The sequence below is a fragment of the Pseudomonas sp. V88_4 genome (genome assembly GCF_029967985.1).
GTDB classification, from domain to species: Bacteria; Pseudomonadota; Gammaproteobacteria; order Pseudomonadales; family Pseudomonadaceae; genus Aquipseudomonas; species Aquipseudomonas glycinae.
This window is the reverse complement of sequence record NZ_JASCAF010000042.1, coordinates 1-16,045: the sequence shown is the minus strand read 5'-3', so window position 1 is coordinate 16,045 and position 16,045 is coordinate 1. Positions and strand designations below refer to the sequence as shown.

12 protein-coding genes and 4 tRNA genes are annotated in these 16,045 nt (G+C 55.6%); all 16 read right to left on the bottom strand.

What is annotated here, in order from left to right; genetic code table 11:
- Nucleotides 1-37: 37 nt before the first annotated feature.
- The gene (gene rpoC / locus QLG12_RS18450; protein WP_007957594.1) at nucleotides 38-4,237 is read right to left on the bottom strand and encodes a DNA-directed RNA polymerase subunit beta'; all 4,200 of its coding nucleotides are present in this window, start codon (nucleotides 4,235-4,237) and stop codon (nucleotides 38-40) included.
- Between the two features lie 63 nt (nucleotides 4,238-4,300).
- Nucleotides 4,301-8,374 carry a DNA-directed RNA polymerase subunit beta gene (gene rpoB / locus QLG12_RS18445; protein WP_197870117.1) on the bottom strand — a complete coding sequence of 1,358 codons (4,074 nt, stop codon included), beginning with the start codon at nucleotides 8,372-8,374 and terminating at the stop codon, nucleotides 4,301-4,303.
- A 220-nt stretch (nucleotides 8,375-8,594) separates the two neighbouring features.
- The gene (gene rplL, locus QLG12_RS18440) at nucleotides 8,595-8,960 is read right to left on the bottom strand and encodes a 50S ribosomal protein L7/L12 (protein WP_007957596.1); all 366 of its coding nucleotides are present in this window, start codon (nucleotides 8,958-8,960) and stop codon (nucleotides 8,595-8,597) included.
- A 79-nt stretch (nucleotides 8,961-9,039) separates the two neighbouring features.
- Nucleotides 9,040-9,540, bottom strand: a complete 501-nt coding sequence (rplJ, locus tag QLG12_RS18435) for a 50S ribosomal protein L10 (protein ID WP_007957597.1) — start codon at nucleotides 9,538-9,540, stop codon at nucleotides 9,040-9,042.
- 198 nt (nucleotides 9,541-9,738) lie between these two features.
- Nucleotides 9,739-10,434: a 50S ribosomal protein L1 gene (gene rplA, locus QLG12_RS18430; protein WP_197870118.1), complete on the bottom strand. Its 696-nt coding sequence runs from the start codon at nucleotides 10,432-10,434 to the stop codon at nucleotides 9,739-9,741.
- Nucleotides 10,434-10,865: a 50S ribosomal protein L11 gene (gene rplK, locus QLG12_RS18425; RefSeq protein WP_003228756.1), complete on the bottom strand. Its 432-nt coding sequence runs from the start codon at nucleotides 10,863-10,865 to the stop codon at nucleotides 10,434-10,436. Before rplK ends, rplA begins: the two co-directional genes overlap by 1 nt.
- Nucleotides 10,866-10,982: 117 nt before the next feature.
- Complete coding sequence (gene nusG, locus QLG12_RS18420) at nucleotides 10,983-11,516, bottom strand: transcription termination/antitermination protein NusG (RefSeq protein ID WP_007957598.1); 534 nt, start codon at nucleotides 11,514-11,516, stop codon at nucleotides 10,983-10,985.
- Nucleotides 11,517-11,525: 9 nt separating this feature from the next.
- On the bottom strand, nucleotides 11,526-11,894 hold the full coding sequence (gene secE / locus QLG12_RS18415; RefSeq protein ID WP_007957600.1) for a preprotein translocase subunit SecE: 369 nt from the start codon (nucleotides 11,892-11,894) through the stop codon (nucleotides 11,526-11,528).
- Nucleotides 11,895-11,939: 45 nt separating this feature from the next.
- A tRNA-Trp gene (locus tag QLG12_RS18410) sits at nucleotides 11,940-12,015 on the bottom strand.
- Between the two features lie 53 nt (nucleotides 12,016-12,068).
- Nucleotides 12,069-13,262, bottom strand: a complete 1,194-nt coding sequence (tuf, locus tag QLG12_RS18405; RefSeq protein WP_010220303.1) for an elongation factor Tu — start codon at nucleotides 13,260-13,262, stop codon at nucleotides 12,069-12,071.
- Nucleotides 13,263-13,347: 85 nt separating this feature from the next.
- A tRNA-Thr gene (locus tag QLG12_RS18400) sits at nucleotides 13,348-13,423 on the bottom strand.
- A gap of 26 nt (nucleotides 13,424-13,449) precedes the next feature.
- Nucleotides 13,450-13,523: transfer RNA gene (locus QLG12_RS18395), tRNA-Gly, on the bottom strand.
- 25 nt (nucleotides 13,524-13,548) lie between these two features.
- Nucleotides 13,549-13,633 (bottom strand) — tRNA-Tyr (locus QLG12_RS18390).
- Nucleotides 13,634-13,775: 142 nt separating this feature from the next.
- Entirely contained in the window at nucleotides 13,776-14,216 is a 441-nt protein-coding gene (locus QLG12_RS18385) for a hypothetical protein (RefSeq protein ID WP_197871886.1), read from the bottom strand.
- Nucleotides 14,217-14,223: 7 nt separating this feature from the next.
- Nucleotides 14,224-14,973, bottom strand: coding sequence for a pantothenate kinase (locus QLG12_RS18380; RefSeq protein WP_197871888.1), 750 nt, complete (start codon nucleotides 14,971-14,973; stop codon nucleotides 14,224-14,226).
- Complete coding sequence (birA, locus tag QLG12_RS18375) at nucleotides 14,963-15,916, bottom strand: bifunctional biotin--[acetyl-CoA-carboxylase] ligase/biotin operon repressor BirA (RefSeq protein WP_197871890.1); 954 nt, start codon at nucleotides 15,914-15,916, stop codon at nucleotides 14,963-14,965. Before birA ends, QLG12_RS18380 begins: the two co-directional genes overlap by 11 nt.
- Nucleotides 15,917-16,045 lie beyond the last annotated feature (129 nt).

The following is a 16,045-nucleotide window of genomic DNA, read 5'->3' as shown; positions in this document are numbered from 1 at the left end:
CGGCTTGATCAGGGCCTCAGCTCATTTTTCGCAGAACTCAGTTACCGCTCGAGTTCAGCGCTTCGGTCAGTGCAGCTTCCACTTCACTGGCGCTTACGCGCAACGGCTTGTCTGCATCACGACGACGCTTGCGCTCGCTGTGATAAGCCAGACCGGTACCGGCCGGGATCAGACGACCCACGACCACGTTTTCTTTCAGGCCGCGCAGGTAATCACGCTTGCCGGTTACCGCCGCTTCGGTCAGTACGCGGGTGGTTTCCTGGAAGGAAGCCGCCGAGATGAACGATTCGGTCGACAACGACGCCTTGGTGATACCCAGCAGAACGCGAGTGAACTTGGAGACAAACTTGTCTTCCGCGTTCAGACGCTCGTTCTCTACCAGAACGTGAGTCAGTTCCATCTGGTCGCCCTTGATGAAGCTGGAGTCGCCGGACTCGGAGATCTCAACTTTACGCAGCATCTGACGCAGGATGGTCTCGATGTGCTTGTCGTTGATCTTCACGCCTTGCAGACGGTAAACGTCCTGGATCTCGTTGACGATGTACTTGGCCAGCGCGCTCACACCCAGTAGACGCAGGATGTCGTGCGGATCGCTCGGACCGTCGGAGATAACTTCACCGCGGTTTACCTGTTCACCTTCGAACACGTTCAGGTGACGCCACTTCGGAATCAGCTCTTCATACGGATCGCTACCGTCGTTCGGGGTAATGACCAGACGGCGCTTGCCCTTGGTCTCTTTACCGAACGCGATGGTGCCGCTGACTTCAGCCAGAATCGACGCTTCTTTCGGACGACGGGCTTCGAACAAGTCGGCAACACGCGGCAGACCACCGGTGATGTCACGGGTTTTCGAAGTTTCTTGCGGGATACGAGCGATAACATCACCGATCGCAATCTTCGCACCGTCCGCAACACCGACCAGGGCGTTGGCTGGCAGGAAGTACTGAGCGATAACGTCAGTGCCTGGCAGCAACAGATCCTTGCCATTGTCATCAACCATCTTCACCGCAGGACGAATGTCCTTGCCGGCAGCCGGACGGTCTTTGGCATCGAGTACTTCAATGTTGGTCATACCGGTCAATTCGTCAGTCTGACGCTTGATCGTGATGCCTTCTTCCATGCCTACATAGGTCACGGTACCTTTCATTTCGGTAACGATCGGGTGAGTGTGCGGATCCCACTTGGCCACGATTGCGCCAGCGTCGACCTTGTCACCTTCTTTAACCGAAATCACAGCACCGTACGGCAGCTTGTAACGCTCGCGCTCACGACCGAAGTCGTCAGCGATTGCCAGCTCACCGGAACGGGACACAGCAACCAGGTTGCCATCCACACGCTCAACGTGTTTCAGGTTGTGCAGACGGACGGTACCGCCATTCTTCACCTGAACGCTGTCGGCTGCGGAAGTACGGCTTGCCGCACCACCGATGTGGAACGTACGCATCGTCAGCTGGGTACCCGGCTCACCGATGGACTGGGCAGCGATAACGCCGACCGCTTCACCGATGTTCACCTGGTGACCACGAGCCAGATCACGGCCGTAGCACTTGGCACAAATGCCATAGCGGGTTTCGCAGCTGATCGGCGAACGCACGATCACTTCGTCGATGCTGTTCAGCTCGATGAACTCGACCCACTTCTCGTCTACCAGAGTGCCAGCAGGAACGATGACGTCCTCGGTACCCGGCTTGAATACGTCACGGGCGATGACACGACCCAATACGCGCTCACCCAACGGCTCTACAACGTCACCGCCTTCAATGTGCGGAGTCATCAGCAGACCGTGTTCGGTGCCGCAATCGATCTCGGTCACGACCAGATCCTGCGCCACGTCTACCAGACGACGAGTCAGGTAACCGGAGTTCGCAGTTTTCAACGCGGTATCCGCCAGACCTTTACGAGCACCGTGAGTCGAGATGAAGTACTGGAGTACGCTCAGACCTTCACGGAAGTTCGCAGTAATCGGCGTTTCAATGATGGAACCGTCCGGCTTGGCCATCAGACCACGCATACCGGCCAGCTGACGAATCTGTGCTGCGGAACCCCGCGCACCCGAGTCGGCCATCATGTACATCGAGTTGAACGATTCTTGCTCGACTTCGTCGCCGTGACGGTCGATGACTTTCTCTTTCGAGAGATTGGCCATCATCGCCTTGGAGACTTCGTCGTTCGCTTTCGACCAAAGGTCGATCACTTTGTTGTACTTCTCGCCCTGGGTTACCAGGCCCGATGCGTACTGGCTCTCGATTTCTTTCACTTCGTCGGTGGCAGCACCGATGATGCGGGCTTTTTCATCCGGGATAACGAAGTCGTTAACACCGATGGAAACGCCGGAAATGGTCGAGTAGGCAAAACCGGTGTACATCAACTGGTCAGCGAAGATCACGGTCTCTTTCAGACCAACCACACGGTAGCACTGGTTGATCAGCTTGGAGATCGCCTTTTTCTTCATCGGCAGGTTGACGACGTCGAACGACAGACCTTTTGGCACAACCTGGAACAGCAGCGCACGGCCGACAGTGGTGTCGACGATACGAGTGTTGTTCACGCTGTTGCCGTCACGATCGTTCACGGTTTCGTTGATACGAACCTTGATCTTGGCGTGCAGCGCAGCCTCGCCGGCGCGGAATACGCGGTCGACTTCCTGCAGATCCGCAAACACACGACCTTCGCCCTTGGCGTTGATCGCTTCACGAGTCATGTAGTACAGACCCAATACAACGTCCTGCGACGGAACGATGATTGGCTCACCGTTGGCTGGCGACAGAATGTTGTTGGTCGACATCATCAACGCACGCGCTTCGAGCTGGGCTTCCAGCGTCAGCGGTACGTGCACGGCCATTTGGTCGCCGTCGAAGTCGGCGTTGTACGCGGCGCAGACCAGGGGGTGCAGCTGGATAGCCTTACCTTCGATCAGTACCGGTTCAAACGCCTGGATACCCAGACGGTGAAGGGTCGGTGCACGGTTGAGAAGAACCGGGTGTTCGCGAATCACTTCAGCGAGAACGTCCCAAACCTCCGGCAGTTCGCGCTCGACCATTTTCTTGGCCGCTTTGATGGTGGTCGCCAGACCACGCATTTCCAGCTTGCCGAAAATGAACGGTTTGAACAGCTCGAGAGCCATCTTCTTCGGCAGACCGCACTGATGCAGACGCAGGGTCGGACCTACGGTAATTACCGAACGACCGGAGTAGTCAACACGCTTACCGAGCAAGTTCTGACGGAAACGACCCTGCTTACCCTTGATCATGTCAGCCAGGGATTTCAGAGGACGCTTGTTCGAACCGGTGATAGCGCGGCCACGACGACCGTTGTCGAGCAGTGCATCGACAGCTTCCTGCAACATACGCTTTTCGTTGCGCACGATGATGTCCGGAGCGGACAGATCCAGCAGGCGCTTCAAACGGTTGTTACGGTTGATCACTCGACGATACAGATCGTTGAGGTCGGAAGTCGCGAAACGACCGCCATCCAGCGGGACCAGTGGACGCAGATCTGGCGGCAGAACCGGCAGAACGGTCAGCACCATCCACTCTGGCAGGTTGCCGGAACCCTGAAAGGCTTCCATCAACTTCAGACGCTTGGACAGCTTCTTGATCTTGGTTTCGGAGTTGGTTTGCGGAATCTCTTCACGCAGACGGCCAATCTCGTGTTCCAGGTCGATAGCGTGCAGCAGTTCGCGGACAGCTTCGGCACCCATGCGGGCGTCGAAATCGTCACCGAACTCTTCCAGCGCTTCGAAGTACTGCTCGTCGTTCAGCAGCTGACCTTTTTCAAGAGTGGTCATGCCTGGATCGATAACGACATAGCTCTCGAAGTAGAGAACGCGTTCGATATCACGCAGAGTCATGTCCATCAGCAGGCCGATACGGGACGGCAGCGATTTCAGGAACCAGATGTGGGCAACCGGCGAAGCCAGTTCGATGTGCGCCATGCGCTCACGACGAACCTTGGCCAGTGCAACTTCAACGCCGCACTTCTCGCAGATCACACCACGGTGCTTCAAGCGCTTGTACTTACCGCACAGGCACTCGTAATCCTTTACCGGGCCAAAGATCTTGGCGCAGAACAGACCGTCACGCTCAGGTTTGAACGTACGGTAGTTGATGGTTTCCGGCTTTTTAACTTCACCGAACGACCACGAGCGGATCATCTCAGGCGAGGCCAATCCGATACGGATGGCGTCGAACTCTTCGACTTGACCCTGGTTTTTCAGCAAATTCAGTAGGTCTTTCAAGGCCTTTCCTCCTGGCGGAGCAGAGAGCGGGCAATCCTGCCCCGCTCTCGATCGCGTCACGTGTTATTCGGTTTCCAGATCGATATCGATGCCGAGGGAACGAATTTCCTTGATCAACACGTTGAAGGACTCGGGCATGCCCGGCTCCATACGGTGATCGCCGTCCACGATGTTTTTGTACATCTTGGTCCGGCCGTTCACATCGTCCGACTTCACTGTGAGCATTTCTTGCAGAGTGTAAGCAGCACCGTATGCTTCCAGTGCCCAGACCTCCATCTCCCCGAAACGCTGACCACCGAACTGCGCCTTACCACCCAGCGGCTGCTGGGTAACCAGGCTGTACGAACCGGTAGAACGCGCGTGCATCTTGTCGTCTACCAAGTGGTTCAGCTTCAGCATGTACATGTAGCCAACGGTAACTGGACGCTCGAACTTGTTGCCGGTACGGCCGTCGGTCAGCTGCATCTGGCCGCTTTCTGGCAGGTCTGCCAGTTTCAGCATGGCCTTGATTTCGCTTTCCTTGGCACCGTCGAACACTGGAGTGGCCATTGGAACACCGCCACGCAGGTTCTTCGCCAGATCCAGGATTTCCTGATCGGAGAAGCTGTCCAGATCTTCGTTACGACCGCCGATCTGGTTGTAGATCTCGTCCAGGAAAGTACGCAGCTCAGCGACTTTGCGTTGCTCTTCGACCATCCGGTTGATCTTCTCGCCCAGACCTTTGGCCGCGAGGCCCAGGTGGGTTTCAAGGATCTGACCGACGTTCATACGCGAAGGTACGCCCAGCGGGTTGAGGACCACGTCGACCGGGGTGCCATTGGCATCGTGCGGCATGTCTTCAACCGGCATGATCACGGAGACCACACCTTTGTTACCGTGACGACCGGCCATCTTGTCGCCCGGCTGGATGCGACGACGGATTGCCAGGTAAACCTTGACGATCTTCAGCACGCCTGGAGCCAGGTCATCGCCCTGCTGCAGTTTGCGCTTCTTGTCTTCGAACTTGTCGTCCAGCAGACGGCGACGATCAACGATGTAGGCCTGAGCCTTCTCGAGCTGCTCGTTCAGAGCATCTTCAGCCATGCGCAGTTTGAACCACTGACCATGCTCAAGACCGTCGAGCACTTCGTCGGTGATGTCCTGACCTTTCTTCAGGCCCGCGCCGCCTTCAGCCTTGTGGCCTACCAGAGCGGAACGCAGACGCTCGAAGGTCGCGCCTTCAACGATGCGGAACTCTTCGTTCAGATCCTTGCGGATCTCGTCCAGCTGGGACTTCTCGATCGACAGTGCACGAGCATCACGCTCAACGCCGTCACGAGTGAAGACCTGTACGTCGATGACAGTACCTTTGGTGCCGGTTGGCACGCGCAGGGAGGTGTCTTTAACGTCGCTGGCTTTTTCACCGAAGATCGCACGCAGCAGTTTTTCTTCCGGAGTCAGCTGGGTCTCGCCTTTCGGAGTGACCTTACCTACCAGGATGTCGCCTGCGCCGACTTCAGCACCTACGTAAACGATACCGGCTTCGTCCAGTTTGTTCAGAGCGGCTTCACCCACGTTCGGGATGTCCGCAGTGATTTCCTCTGGGCCAAGCTTGGTGTCACGAGCCACACAGGTCAGTTCCTGAATGTGGATCGTGGTGAAACGGTCTTCCTGAACCACACGCTCGGACAGGCAGATGGAGTCTTCGAAGTTGAAGCCGTTCCATGCCATGAACGCGATGCGCATGTTCTGACCCAGAGCCAGTTCACCCATGTCGGTGGACGGGCCGTCGGCCATGATGTCGCCACGCTGAACGCGATCACCCTTGCTCACCAGCGGACGCTGATTGATGCAGGTGTTCTGGTTCGAGCGGGTGTATTTGGTCAGGTTGTAGATGTCGACACCCGCTTCGCCGGTTTCAACTTCGTCATCAGCAACACGAACCACGATACGGCTGGCATCAACGGAGTCGATCACGCCGCCACGACGAGCCACGACGCAAACGCCGGAGTCGCGCGCCACGTTACGCTCCATGCCGGTACCTACCAGGGGCTTGTCAGCACGCAGGGTTGGTACAGCCTGACGCTGCATGTTCGAACCCATCAACGCACGGTTGGCGTCGTCGTGCTCGAGGAACGGAATCAGCGACGCTGCAACCGAAACTACCTGCTTCGGCGAAACGTCCATCAAGGTGACGTCTTCCGGCGCCTTGACGGTGAATTCGTTCAGGTGACGTACGGCCACCAGTTCGTCGACCAGGACTTTCTGCTCGTTCATGGTCGCCGAAGCCTGCGCGATCACGTGATCGGCTTCTTCAATGGCGGACAGGAACACGATGTCGTCGGTGACCACACCCTCTTTCACCACGCGGTACGGGCTCTCGAGGAAGCCGTACTGGTTGGTGCGAGCGTAAGCAGCCAGGGAGTTGATCAGACCGATGTTCGGACCTTCCGGCGTTTCAATCGGGCAGACACGACCGTAGTGAGTCGGGTGTACGTCACGGACTTCGAAGCCCGCGCGCTCACGAGTCAGACCGCCAGGGCCGAGTGCAGAGACACGACGCTTGTGGGTGATCTCGGACAGCGGGTTGTTCTGGTCCATGAACTGCGACAGCTGGCTGGAACCGAAGAACTCTTTCACCGCCGCAGCCACTGGCTTGGCGTTGATCAGGTCTTGCGGCATCAGGCCTTCGCTTTCAGCCATCGACAGACGCTCTTTGACCGCACGCTCAACACGTACCAGGCCAACGCGGAACTGGTTCTCGGCCATTTCGCCTACGCAGCGAACACGACGGTTACCCAGGTGGTCGATGTCGTCGACGATGCCTTTACCGTTACGGATGTCGACCAGAGTCTTCAGTACCGCGACGATGTCTTCCTTGCACAGCACGCCCGAACCTTCGATCTCGGTACGACCGATACGACGGTTGAACTTCATCCGGCCGACCGCAGAGAGATCGTAACGCTCAGGGCTGAAGAACAGGTTGTTGAACAGGGTCTCGGCAGCGTCCTTGGTTGGCGGCTCGCCTGGACGCATCATGCGATAGATCTCGACCAGCGCTTCCAATTGGTTGCTGGTGGAGTCGATCTTCAGCGTGTCGGAGACGAACGGACCGCAGTCGATGTCGTTGGTGTACAGAGTCTCGATGCGCACGACGCCGGCCTTGGCGACTTTCGCCAGGATCTCGGTCGACAGCTCGGTGTTGCACTCTGCCAGGATCTCACCGGTAGCCGGGTGCACGATGGCCTTCGCGGTCGTACGACCGAGGACGTAGTCCAGCGGCACATCCAGCGTCTTGATTCCGGCTTTTTCGATCTGGTTGATGTGGCGCGCGGTAATACGGCGGCCTTGCTCAACGATGACCTTGCCCTTCTCATCCTGGATGTCCAGAACCGCAACTTCACCACGCAGGCGCGATGGCACCAGTTCCAGGCTGAGGGTTTCGCCGCTCAGGTGGAATACGTTGGTGGTGTAGAACGCGTCCAGCACTTCTTCGGTGGTATAACCGAGTGCACGCAGCAAAACCGAGGCCGGCAGCTTGCGACGACGGTCGATACGCACGAAGACGCAGTCTTTCGGGTCGAACTCGAAGTCCAGCCACGAACCGCGGTAAGGAATGATGCGCGCGGAGTACAGCAGTTTGCCGGAGCTGTGCGTCTTGCCACGGTCGTGGTCGAAGAACACGCCCGGGGAACGGTGCAGCTGGGAAACGATCACACGCTCGGTACCGTTGATTACGAAGGTACCGTTCTCAGTCATCAATGGGATTTCACCCATGTAGACTTCTTGCTCTTTGATGTCCTTGATCGCTTTGTTCGACGATTCTTTGTCGAAAATGATCAGGCGCACTTTTACCCGCAAAGGTACGGCGAAAGTTACACCGCGCAATACGCATTCTTTGACATCAAATGCCGGTTCGCCCAGGCGATAACCGACGTACTCCAGCGCAGCATTGCCGGAGTAGCTGATGATCGGGAAAACGGATTTGAAGGCCGCATGCAGGCCCACGTCGCGGAACTGATCTTTAGTCGCTCCCGCTTGCAAGAATTCACGATACGAATCCAGCTGGATGGCCAGGAGGTAAGGCACATCCATGACGTCCGGCAACTTGCTAAAGTCCTTGCGGATACGTTTTTTCTCAGTATATGAGTAAGCCATCAGCGTTCCCCAGCTTGGTCACCTGCTTGTTTGGCCCCTCCCGACGGGAGCAGCCAGAAAATCGTGCAAACCCCATGGTTTGCGCCACCGCATCGGGTGGTTACAGCTCGTTATCGACACCGACCCAGTCGGCTGCCAATAACGGAAAAAGGCCGGTGGCAAGAGCCACCAGCCATCAGCCTGTCGCTTGACGCTCGGGCTGGAGGAGCAAAGTCGATGCTTACTTCAGCTCGACTTTAGCGCCTGCTTCTTCCAGCTTCTTCTTAGCGTCTTCAGCAGCTTCTTTCGAAACGCCTTCAGCTACAACCTGAGGAGCGCCGTCGACTTTCTCTTTGGCTTCTTTCAGGCCCAGACCGGTCAGTTCACGAACTGCCTTGATCACGTTTACTTTCTTCTCGCCGGCTTCAACCAGAACAACGTTGAACTCGGTTTGCTCTTCAACAACAGCGGCAGCAGCAGCTGGACCAGCAGCAGCAACAGCAGCGGTCACGCCGAAGGTTTCTTCCATTGCTTTGATCAGCTCAACAACTTCCAGAACGGTTTTCTGGCCGATTGCTTCGATGATTTGTTCGTTAGTCAGAGACATGACTCAATTCCTGATTTGGTGGACAGCCTGTACGGCCGTCGAAATAAACAAAAATACGCGAGATTGGAAACGCTCAGCCTCAGGCTGCAGCTGCTTCTTTCTGATCGCGAATTGCCGCCAGAGTACGAGCCAGCTTGCTGGTAGCGCCTTGAATCACGCTCATCAGTTTCGCAATAGCTTCGTCGCGAGTTGGCAGGCTTGCCAGCACGTCGATCTCATTCGCTGCGAGGAACTTGCCCTCGAACGAAGCTGCCTTGATCTCGAACTTATCCTGACCCTTGGCAAATTCCTTGAACAGACGAGCAGCAGCGCCCGGGTGTTCGTTGGAGAATGCAATCAGGGTCGGGCCGGTGAACACGTCGTTGAGGACACTGTAAGGAGTGTCAGCAACAGCGCGCTTGAGCAGGGTGTTACGTACAACACGTACGTAAACGCCAGCTTCACGAGCCTCTTTACGGAGTCCGGTCATTGCGCCTACTGTTACGCCACGGGCATCAACCACGACAGCGGACAGAGCGACTTTGGCAGCCTCGTTGACTTCAGCGACGATGGCCTTCTTGTCTTCGAGATTAATTGCCACGGGTTTAACTCCTGCTTGTTACCGTTTCATCCGATCGAAACCGAATGTCGTTTTGGTGTCTGATTCGGTAAGGAACCGGGAGCACCATCTGCGTAGGCTTGAGGTTTAAGACTTGCGTCGCCTACGGTCTTGGATAGCCCCCGCCAGGCAGGGACCCCAATCTTTCAATTGGCGCAGTTAACTGCGCCAATTTTTGTCTTACGCGTCCAGCGAGCTCTGATCGATGACCAGACCTGGGCCCATAGTGGTGCTCAGGGTAACGCGCTTGACGTAGATACCTTTCGAAGAAGCTGGCTTGATACGCTTCAGATCAGCGATCAGGGCTTCAACGTTTTCCTTCAACTTGATGGCATCGAAGCCGATCTTGCCAACGGAAGTGTGGATGATGCCGTTTTTGTCGGTGCGATAACGAACCTGACCAGCCTTGGCATTTTTAACCGCGGTAGCGACGTCTGGGGTAACAGTGCCGACTTTCGGGTTAGGCATCAGACCACGTGGACCGAGGATCTGACCCAGTTGACCTACAACGCGCATGGCATCCGGAGATGCGATCACTACGTCATAGTTCAGGTCGCCGCCTTTCATTTCGGCAGCCAGCTCATCCATACCTACACGGTCAGCGCCGGCAGCCAGAGCGGCCTCAGCAGCTGGACCCTGGGTGAACACAGCAACGCGAACAGTCTTGCCAGTGCCGTGTGGCAGCACAGTAGCGCTACGAACGACCTGGTCGGATTTACGCGGGTCTACGCCCAGGTTTACAGCTACGTCGAACGACTCGACGAATTTGGCAGCTGGCAGCGAAGCCAGCAGAGTTGCGGCCTCTTCGAAGTTGTAGGACTTGCCCGCTTCGATTTTTTCAGCGATAGCCTTTTGGCGCTTGGTCAGCTTAGCCATTACACACCCTCCACGTTAAGGCCCATGCTACGAGCAGAACCGGCGATAGTGCGCACGGCTGCATCCATATCAGCTGCAGTCAGATCCGCGTTTTTGGTTTTCGCGATTTCTTCCAGCTGAGCACGGGTAACAGTGCCAACCTTAACGGTGTTCGGACGAGCGGAACCGCTGGTCAGACCGGCCGCCTTCTTCAGCAGAACCGAAGCAGGGGTGGATTTGGTTTCGAAAGTGAAGCTACGGTCGCTGTAGACAGTGATGATCACTGGAGTCGGCAGACCTGCTTCCAGACCCTGGGTACGGGCGTTGAAAGCTTTGCAGAATTCCATGATGTTCACGCCGTGCTGACCCAGAGCAGGACCAACAGGTGGGCTTGGGTTAGCCTGAGCGGCCTTCACTTGCAGCTTGATGTAAGCGGTAATCTTCTTGGCCATGAGGCACTCCAATTACGGGTTCGAACGCCTCAAAAGGCTCCCCGGTTACTTGCGCGTTTATCCCAGTGACGACAAAACCCCACAGCCTAGGGCTGCGGGGTTGGGATGCTTGCTCAGCTAGACCTTTTCGACCTGACTGAACTCCAACTCTACCGGAGTAGAGCGTCCGAAAATGAGCACCGCCACTTGGATCCGGCTCTTTTCGTAATTAACTTCTTCAACAACACCGTTAAAGTCAGCGAACGGACCGTCATTGACTCGAACGGTTTCGCCTGGCTCGAACAACGTCTTCGGCTTCGGCTTATCGCTACCATCAGCAACGCGACGCAGAATCGCCTCAGCTTCTTTATCGGTAATTGGTGCCGGCTTATCAGCAGTACCGCCGATAAAACCCATTACCCGAGGAGTGTCCTTGACCAAGTGCCAAGTACCCTCATTCATATCCATCTGAACCAGCACATAACCTGGGAAGAATTTGCGCTCGCTTTTGCGTTTCTGGCCATTACGCATCTCAACCACTTCTTCAGTGGGAACCAGAATTTCGCCGAAGCCATCTTCCATGCCAGCCAGCTTTACACGCTCGATCAACGAGCGCATGACATGCTTCTCGTAACCCGAGTAAGCATGCACAACGTACCAACGCTTAGCCACGGGACACCCTTAGCCGACAATCAAGGAAACAAGCCAGCCGAGCAGGGAATCAAGCCCCCACAACAGCAACGCCATAACCAGAACAACAGCCACAACAATCAGCGTGGTCTGCGTGGTCTCTTGGCGCGTTGGCCATACGACTTTACGAATCTCGGTACGAGCTTCCTTAACCAGTACAAAGAAAGACTTGCCCTTGGCAGTCTGCAGGCCTACAAAGGCAGCTACAGCAGCAATAACAAGCAATGCAAGTACACGGTACAGGATCGGCGAAGCAGCGTAATACTGATTGCCGACAACGCCAACAATTACCAAAGCGACTACGACAAGCCACTTGAGCAAATCGAAGCGAGAGCCTTGAGCTTCAGCTTTAGGAGTCATCTATGAAGATCCTGTGAAAAGAAAGCCAGACACACCGAGTGAATCTGGCAGGTCAGGAGGGAATCGAACCCCCAACCTACGGTTTTGGAGACCGTCGCTCTGCCAATTGAGCTACTGACCTAAAACAAAATCAGGCCGACCATTATGCCGGCCCGAAAAAGACATTACAACCGTTTACTCGATGATCTTTGCTACTACGCCAGCGCCTACGGTACGGCCGCCTTCACGGATCGCGAAACGCAGACCGTCTTCCATCGCGATGGTTTTGATCAGGGTAACAGTCATCTGAATGTTGTCACCTGGCATTACCATTTCAACGCCTTCTGGCAGCTCGCAGTTACCGGTCACGTCAGTAGTACGGAAGTAGAACTGTGGACGGTAGCCTTTGAAGAACGGAGTGTGACGGCCGCCTTCTTCCTTGCTCAGAACGTAAACTTCTGCGGTGAACTTGGTGTGCGGCTTAACCGAACCCGGCTTAACCAGAACCTGACCACGCTCAACGTCGTCACGCTTGGTGCCACGCAGCAGAACGCCGCAGTTCTCGCCAGCACGACCTTCGTCCAGCAGCTTGCGGAACATCTCAACACCGGTGCAGGTGGTGGTGGTGGTGTCACGCAGACCAACGATTTCCAAGGCGTCTTGAACGCGAACGATACCGCGCTCGATACGACCGGTTACAACAGTACCGCGACCCGAGATCGAGAACACGTCTTCGATTGGCATCAGGAATGGCTTGTCGATAGCACGCTCTGGCTCTGGGATGTAGCTGTCCAGAGTTTCCACCAGCTTCTTAACAGCGGTGGTGCCCATTTCGTTGTCGTCTTTGCCTTCCAGCGCCATACGAGCCGAACCGATAATGATCGGAGTGTCGTCGCCTGGGAAGTCGTAGGTGGACAGCAGGTCGCGAACTTCCATCTCAACCAGTTCCAGCAGCTCAGCGTCGTCTACCAGGTCAGCCTTGTTCAGGAAAACCACGATGTACGGAACGCCTACCTGACGGGACAGCAGGATGTGCTCACGGGTTTGTGGCATCGGACCATCAGCGGCCGAGCAAACCAGGATCGCGCCGTCCATCTGCGCAGCACCAGTGATCATGTTCTTCACGTAGTCAGCGTGACCTGGGCAGTCAACGTGAGCGTAGTGACGAATGTTCGAGTTGTACTCAACGTGCGCGGTGTTGATGGTGATACCGCGAGCTTTTTCTTCTGGAGCGCTGTCGATCTTGTCGAATTCAACTACGGCCGAACCGAAAACTTCGGAGCAGACGCGAGTCAGAGCAGCGGTCAGCGTGGTTTTACCATGGTCTACGTGACCGATAGTGCCAACGTTGACGTGCGGCAGGGAACGATCAAATTTTTCCTTAGCCATCGATATCACCCCTAACAGAAGAAATTGAGCAAACAACACGAGCCATTAAAACAAAGGCAGATATTTTCATATCTGCCTTGTTATATGGAGCTCTTGAGCGGATTTGAACCGCTGACCTCACCCTTACCAAGGGTGTGCTCTACCAACTGAGCTACAAGAGCGTAACACTTTGCACAACCTGCAAACTTGGAGCGGGTAGCGGGAATCGAACCCGCATCATCAGCTTGGAAGGCTGAGGTTCTACCACTAAACTATACCCGCGGAGCCTGCAGCTCACGCTAAAATCTGGTGGAGGGAGAAGGATTCGAACCTTCGAAGTCGTAGACGTCAGATTTACAGTCTGATCCCTTTGGCCGCTCGGGAACCCCTCCTAATCAGGCCGGCATTCTATACCATGCCAGGCCTCTGTCAAGCATTTTCTCATTTAAAAACCTGAGGTTAGCTGCATTGACATCACCCCGCCGCACCAACCTTTCAGGTCTTCGCTGTGGAGCGGGCGCCATTCTATGCAAACTATTCCGCAGGTGCAACCCCCTCGCACAGCATTATTTTATGTTTTAACTCATTGAATTCCTTGGAAAGGTTTTGTAGCTGAGCATCACCCAGCAAACGCTGGGTTTCGGGCGTAATCTGGAACCAATATGAGCCGCCGGAAGACTCTTTTGACGAAGGAAGAGCTTTTGCTCCCAGCTCCGTCAAACGCTGCTCCAACACCTGGGCAGACTCAGGTCGACCCAAACCGCCTACATATAGGCACTGCCCATCAAGCTTTCCCCCAGCCTTTTTTTCACGGGAAGCATCACCTCCAGCCTCACTCAACAGGCGAATATCCTGTTGCGAGCCACGATAAAGACTGAGCGGCGTGACATCCTTTGCGCGTAGCGGGGCCTCCTGCTGATGCCAGACGTAATAAAACACATTGAGTACCAGAAGTAGAAGGAACAGCCAACGCATACAAACCTCAGGACAAAGGACACGCCATAGCCAAACCCACGAACACCAAATCAGAAACGACCCGTGCCTCAGGCGCGACATCCGAGACCAGCTCGGCATCCCCCCCCGTGATGAAGACTCGGTAGTCATCACCCCAGTAGGAACGCGCCATCTCCAACTGCGTCAACACGAACCCTCTGAGCATCAACGAACAGCCACGCTCTACAGCCTCAGCTGTATTGCGCCCCGGAGCCTGGCTCGTCAATGCCCGCTCCGCCGCGAGATCTCCATAGCGAATTTTTCGAGTATGGGTACGCAGCTGATTACGCATTAGCGGCATGCCGGGACAAATGAAGCCTCCCAGATGCTCACCGTCCGCGGAGATAAAATCGGCGGTCACCGCCGTCCCGAAATCTAGTACCAGACAAGCTCCTTTAGCCAAGTGAAAACCACCAAGCATCGCCAGCCAACGATCGAGGCCAAGTCGCTCATAATCGTCGTAACCATTCTTTACGCCGGACATCTCGCGAGCGGGCGCCGCACAGACAACGGAAATGCCGAACTCCTGCTTAAGCAAGTCAATCAGCAAATTGGTCTCATCTTCAGTTCTTACGCTGACAAGGCGACATTTGACGAGAGACACCTTCTCAAGCGACCGTAGACTGTCGACCAAGGCGCCATCAGAGTCGACCACTCCTTCCGCGATCAAGGCGCCCGCCTCAGCCCGCAGCACACGCCACTTGATAAAGCTGTTTCCACAATCAAGCTCAAGAATCATCACGCAACCTCAAGCTGAGCTCACCACCACTAAAGACTTTTTCCACACCATCTACCTTTAGCCGCAGTGCGCCTTGATTATCGATTCCCAGCACCACACCATCTACTTGATTGACCCCCGCAGTGAGAGAAACCGGTTGCCCCTGCCACAAATGGCTCGCCTCCCACTCCGACTGAAGCGCAGAGAAGCCGCCCGATTGGTGACGCTGCAAATAGAGTTGCAGCTGCTTACTCAGCTCAACCGCCAGAATATTGCGATCACAAGATTTACCCGACTCTAGACGCATTGAAGTCCATTGCTGATCGACTTCATCTGTAGCCTGCATGTTCACATTAATGCCTATGCCCAACACCACATGACACACGTCTGCCGGATCACCAACCAGCTCCAACAGGATCCCGGCGATTTTTTTTCGCCCGACCAATACATCATTCGGCCATTTCAGCCCTGCACCCGGCACCCCAAGCGCATGCAAGGCCTGCATGACCGCGAGACCAACAACAAGACTTAACCCCTCAAGTTGACGCATCCCACCATCTATGCGCAACACGAGGCTGTAATAGAGGTTTTCAGCAAACGGACTCACCCATTTACGCCCCCTACGCCCACGCCCTGCTCTTTGGAGCTCGGCCAGCACAAGAAAGGGAGCCGCCCGCCCCCGATCCACCGCGCGCAACGATTCAGCATTAGTAGAGTCTACGGAATCAAAGATACTGACAGACCAGCCAGGAAGACTTTCCTCTATCTCGAACGAGTCAAGCAAAGTCAATGGCGAGGCCAATTGATAGCCTCGCCCCCGAACTTTATGTATGGATAACCCAAGCTCAGCCTCCAAGTGCTGCAGCTGCTTCCACACCGCACTTCGACTAATTCCCAGGGCAGCCCCCAGAGCCTGACCGGAATGGAATCGACCATCCTTCAGAAGGTTCAACAACGTCAGCATGCAGGTCTCGCCTCAGAATGAGGCCCGAATAATAGCCATGCACCGGGCCGCTGCATAGAATTCAAAGAGTCCATTTTCCTGCGGGCAAAACAAAACCCCAACTGCTTTCGCAATTGGGGTTTCGGAATT

Coding starts and splice junctions, on each gene's coding strand:
- rplL (WP_007957596.1), bottom strand. CDS start 8,960: ATGTCTCTGACTAACGAACAAATCATCGAAGCAATCGGCCAGAAAACC.
- tuf (WP_010220303.1), bottom strand. CDS start 13,262: ATGGCTAAGGAAAAATTTGATCGTTCCCTGCCGCACGTCAACGTTGGC.
- rplA (WP_197870118.1), bottom strand. CDS start 10,434: ATGGCTAAGCTGACCAAGCGCCAAAAGGCTATCGCTGAAAAAATCGAA.
- QLG12_RS18380 (WP_197871888.1), bottom strand. CDS start 14,973: ATGATTCTTGAGCTTGATTGTGGAAACAGCTTTATCAAGTGGCGTGTG.
- secE (WP_007957600.1), bottom strand. CDS start 11,894: ATGACTCCTAAAGCTGAAGCTCAAGGCTCTCGCTTCGATTTGCTCAAG.
- rplK (WP_003228756.1), bottom strand. CDS start 10,865: ATGGCCAAGAAGATTACCGCTTACATCAAGCTGCAAGTGAAGGCCGCT.
- birA (WP_197871890.1), bottom strand. CDS start 15,916: ATGCTGACGTTGTTGAACCTTCTGAAGGATGGTCGATTCCATTCCGGT.
- QLG12_RS18385 (WP_197871886.1), bottom strand. CDS start 14,216: ATGCGTTGGCTGTTCCTTCTACTTCTGGTACTCAATGTGTTTTATTAC.
- rpoB (WP_197870117.1), bottom strand. CDS start 8,374: ATGGCTTACTCATATACTGAGAAAAAACGTATCCGCAAGGACTTTAGC.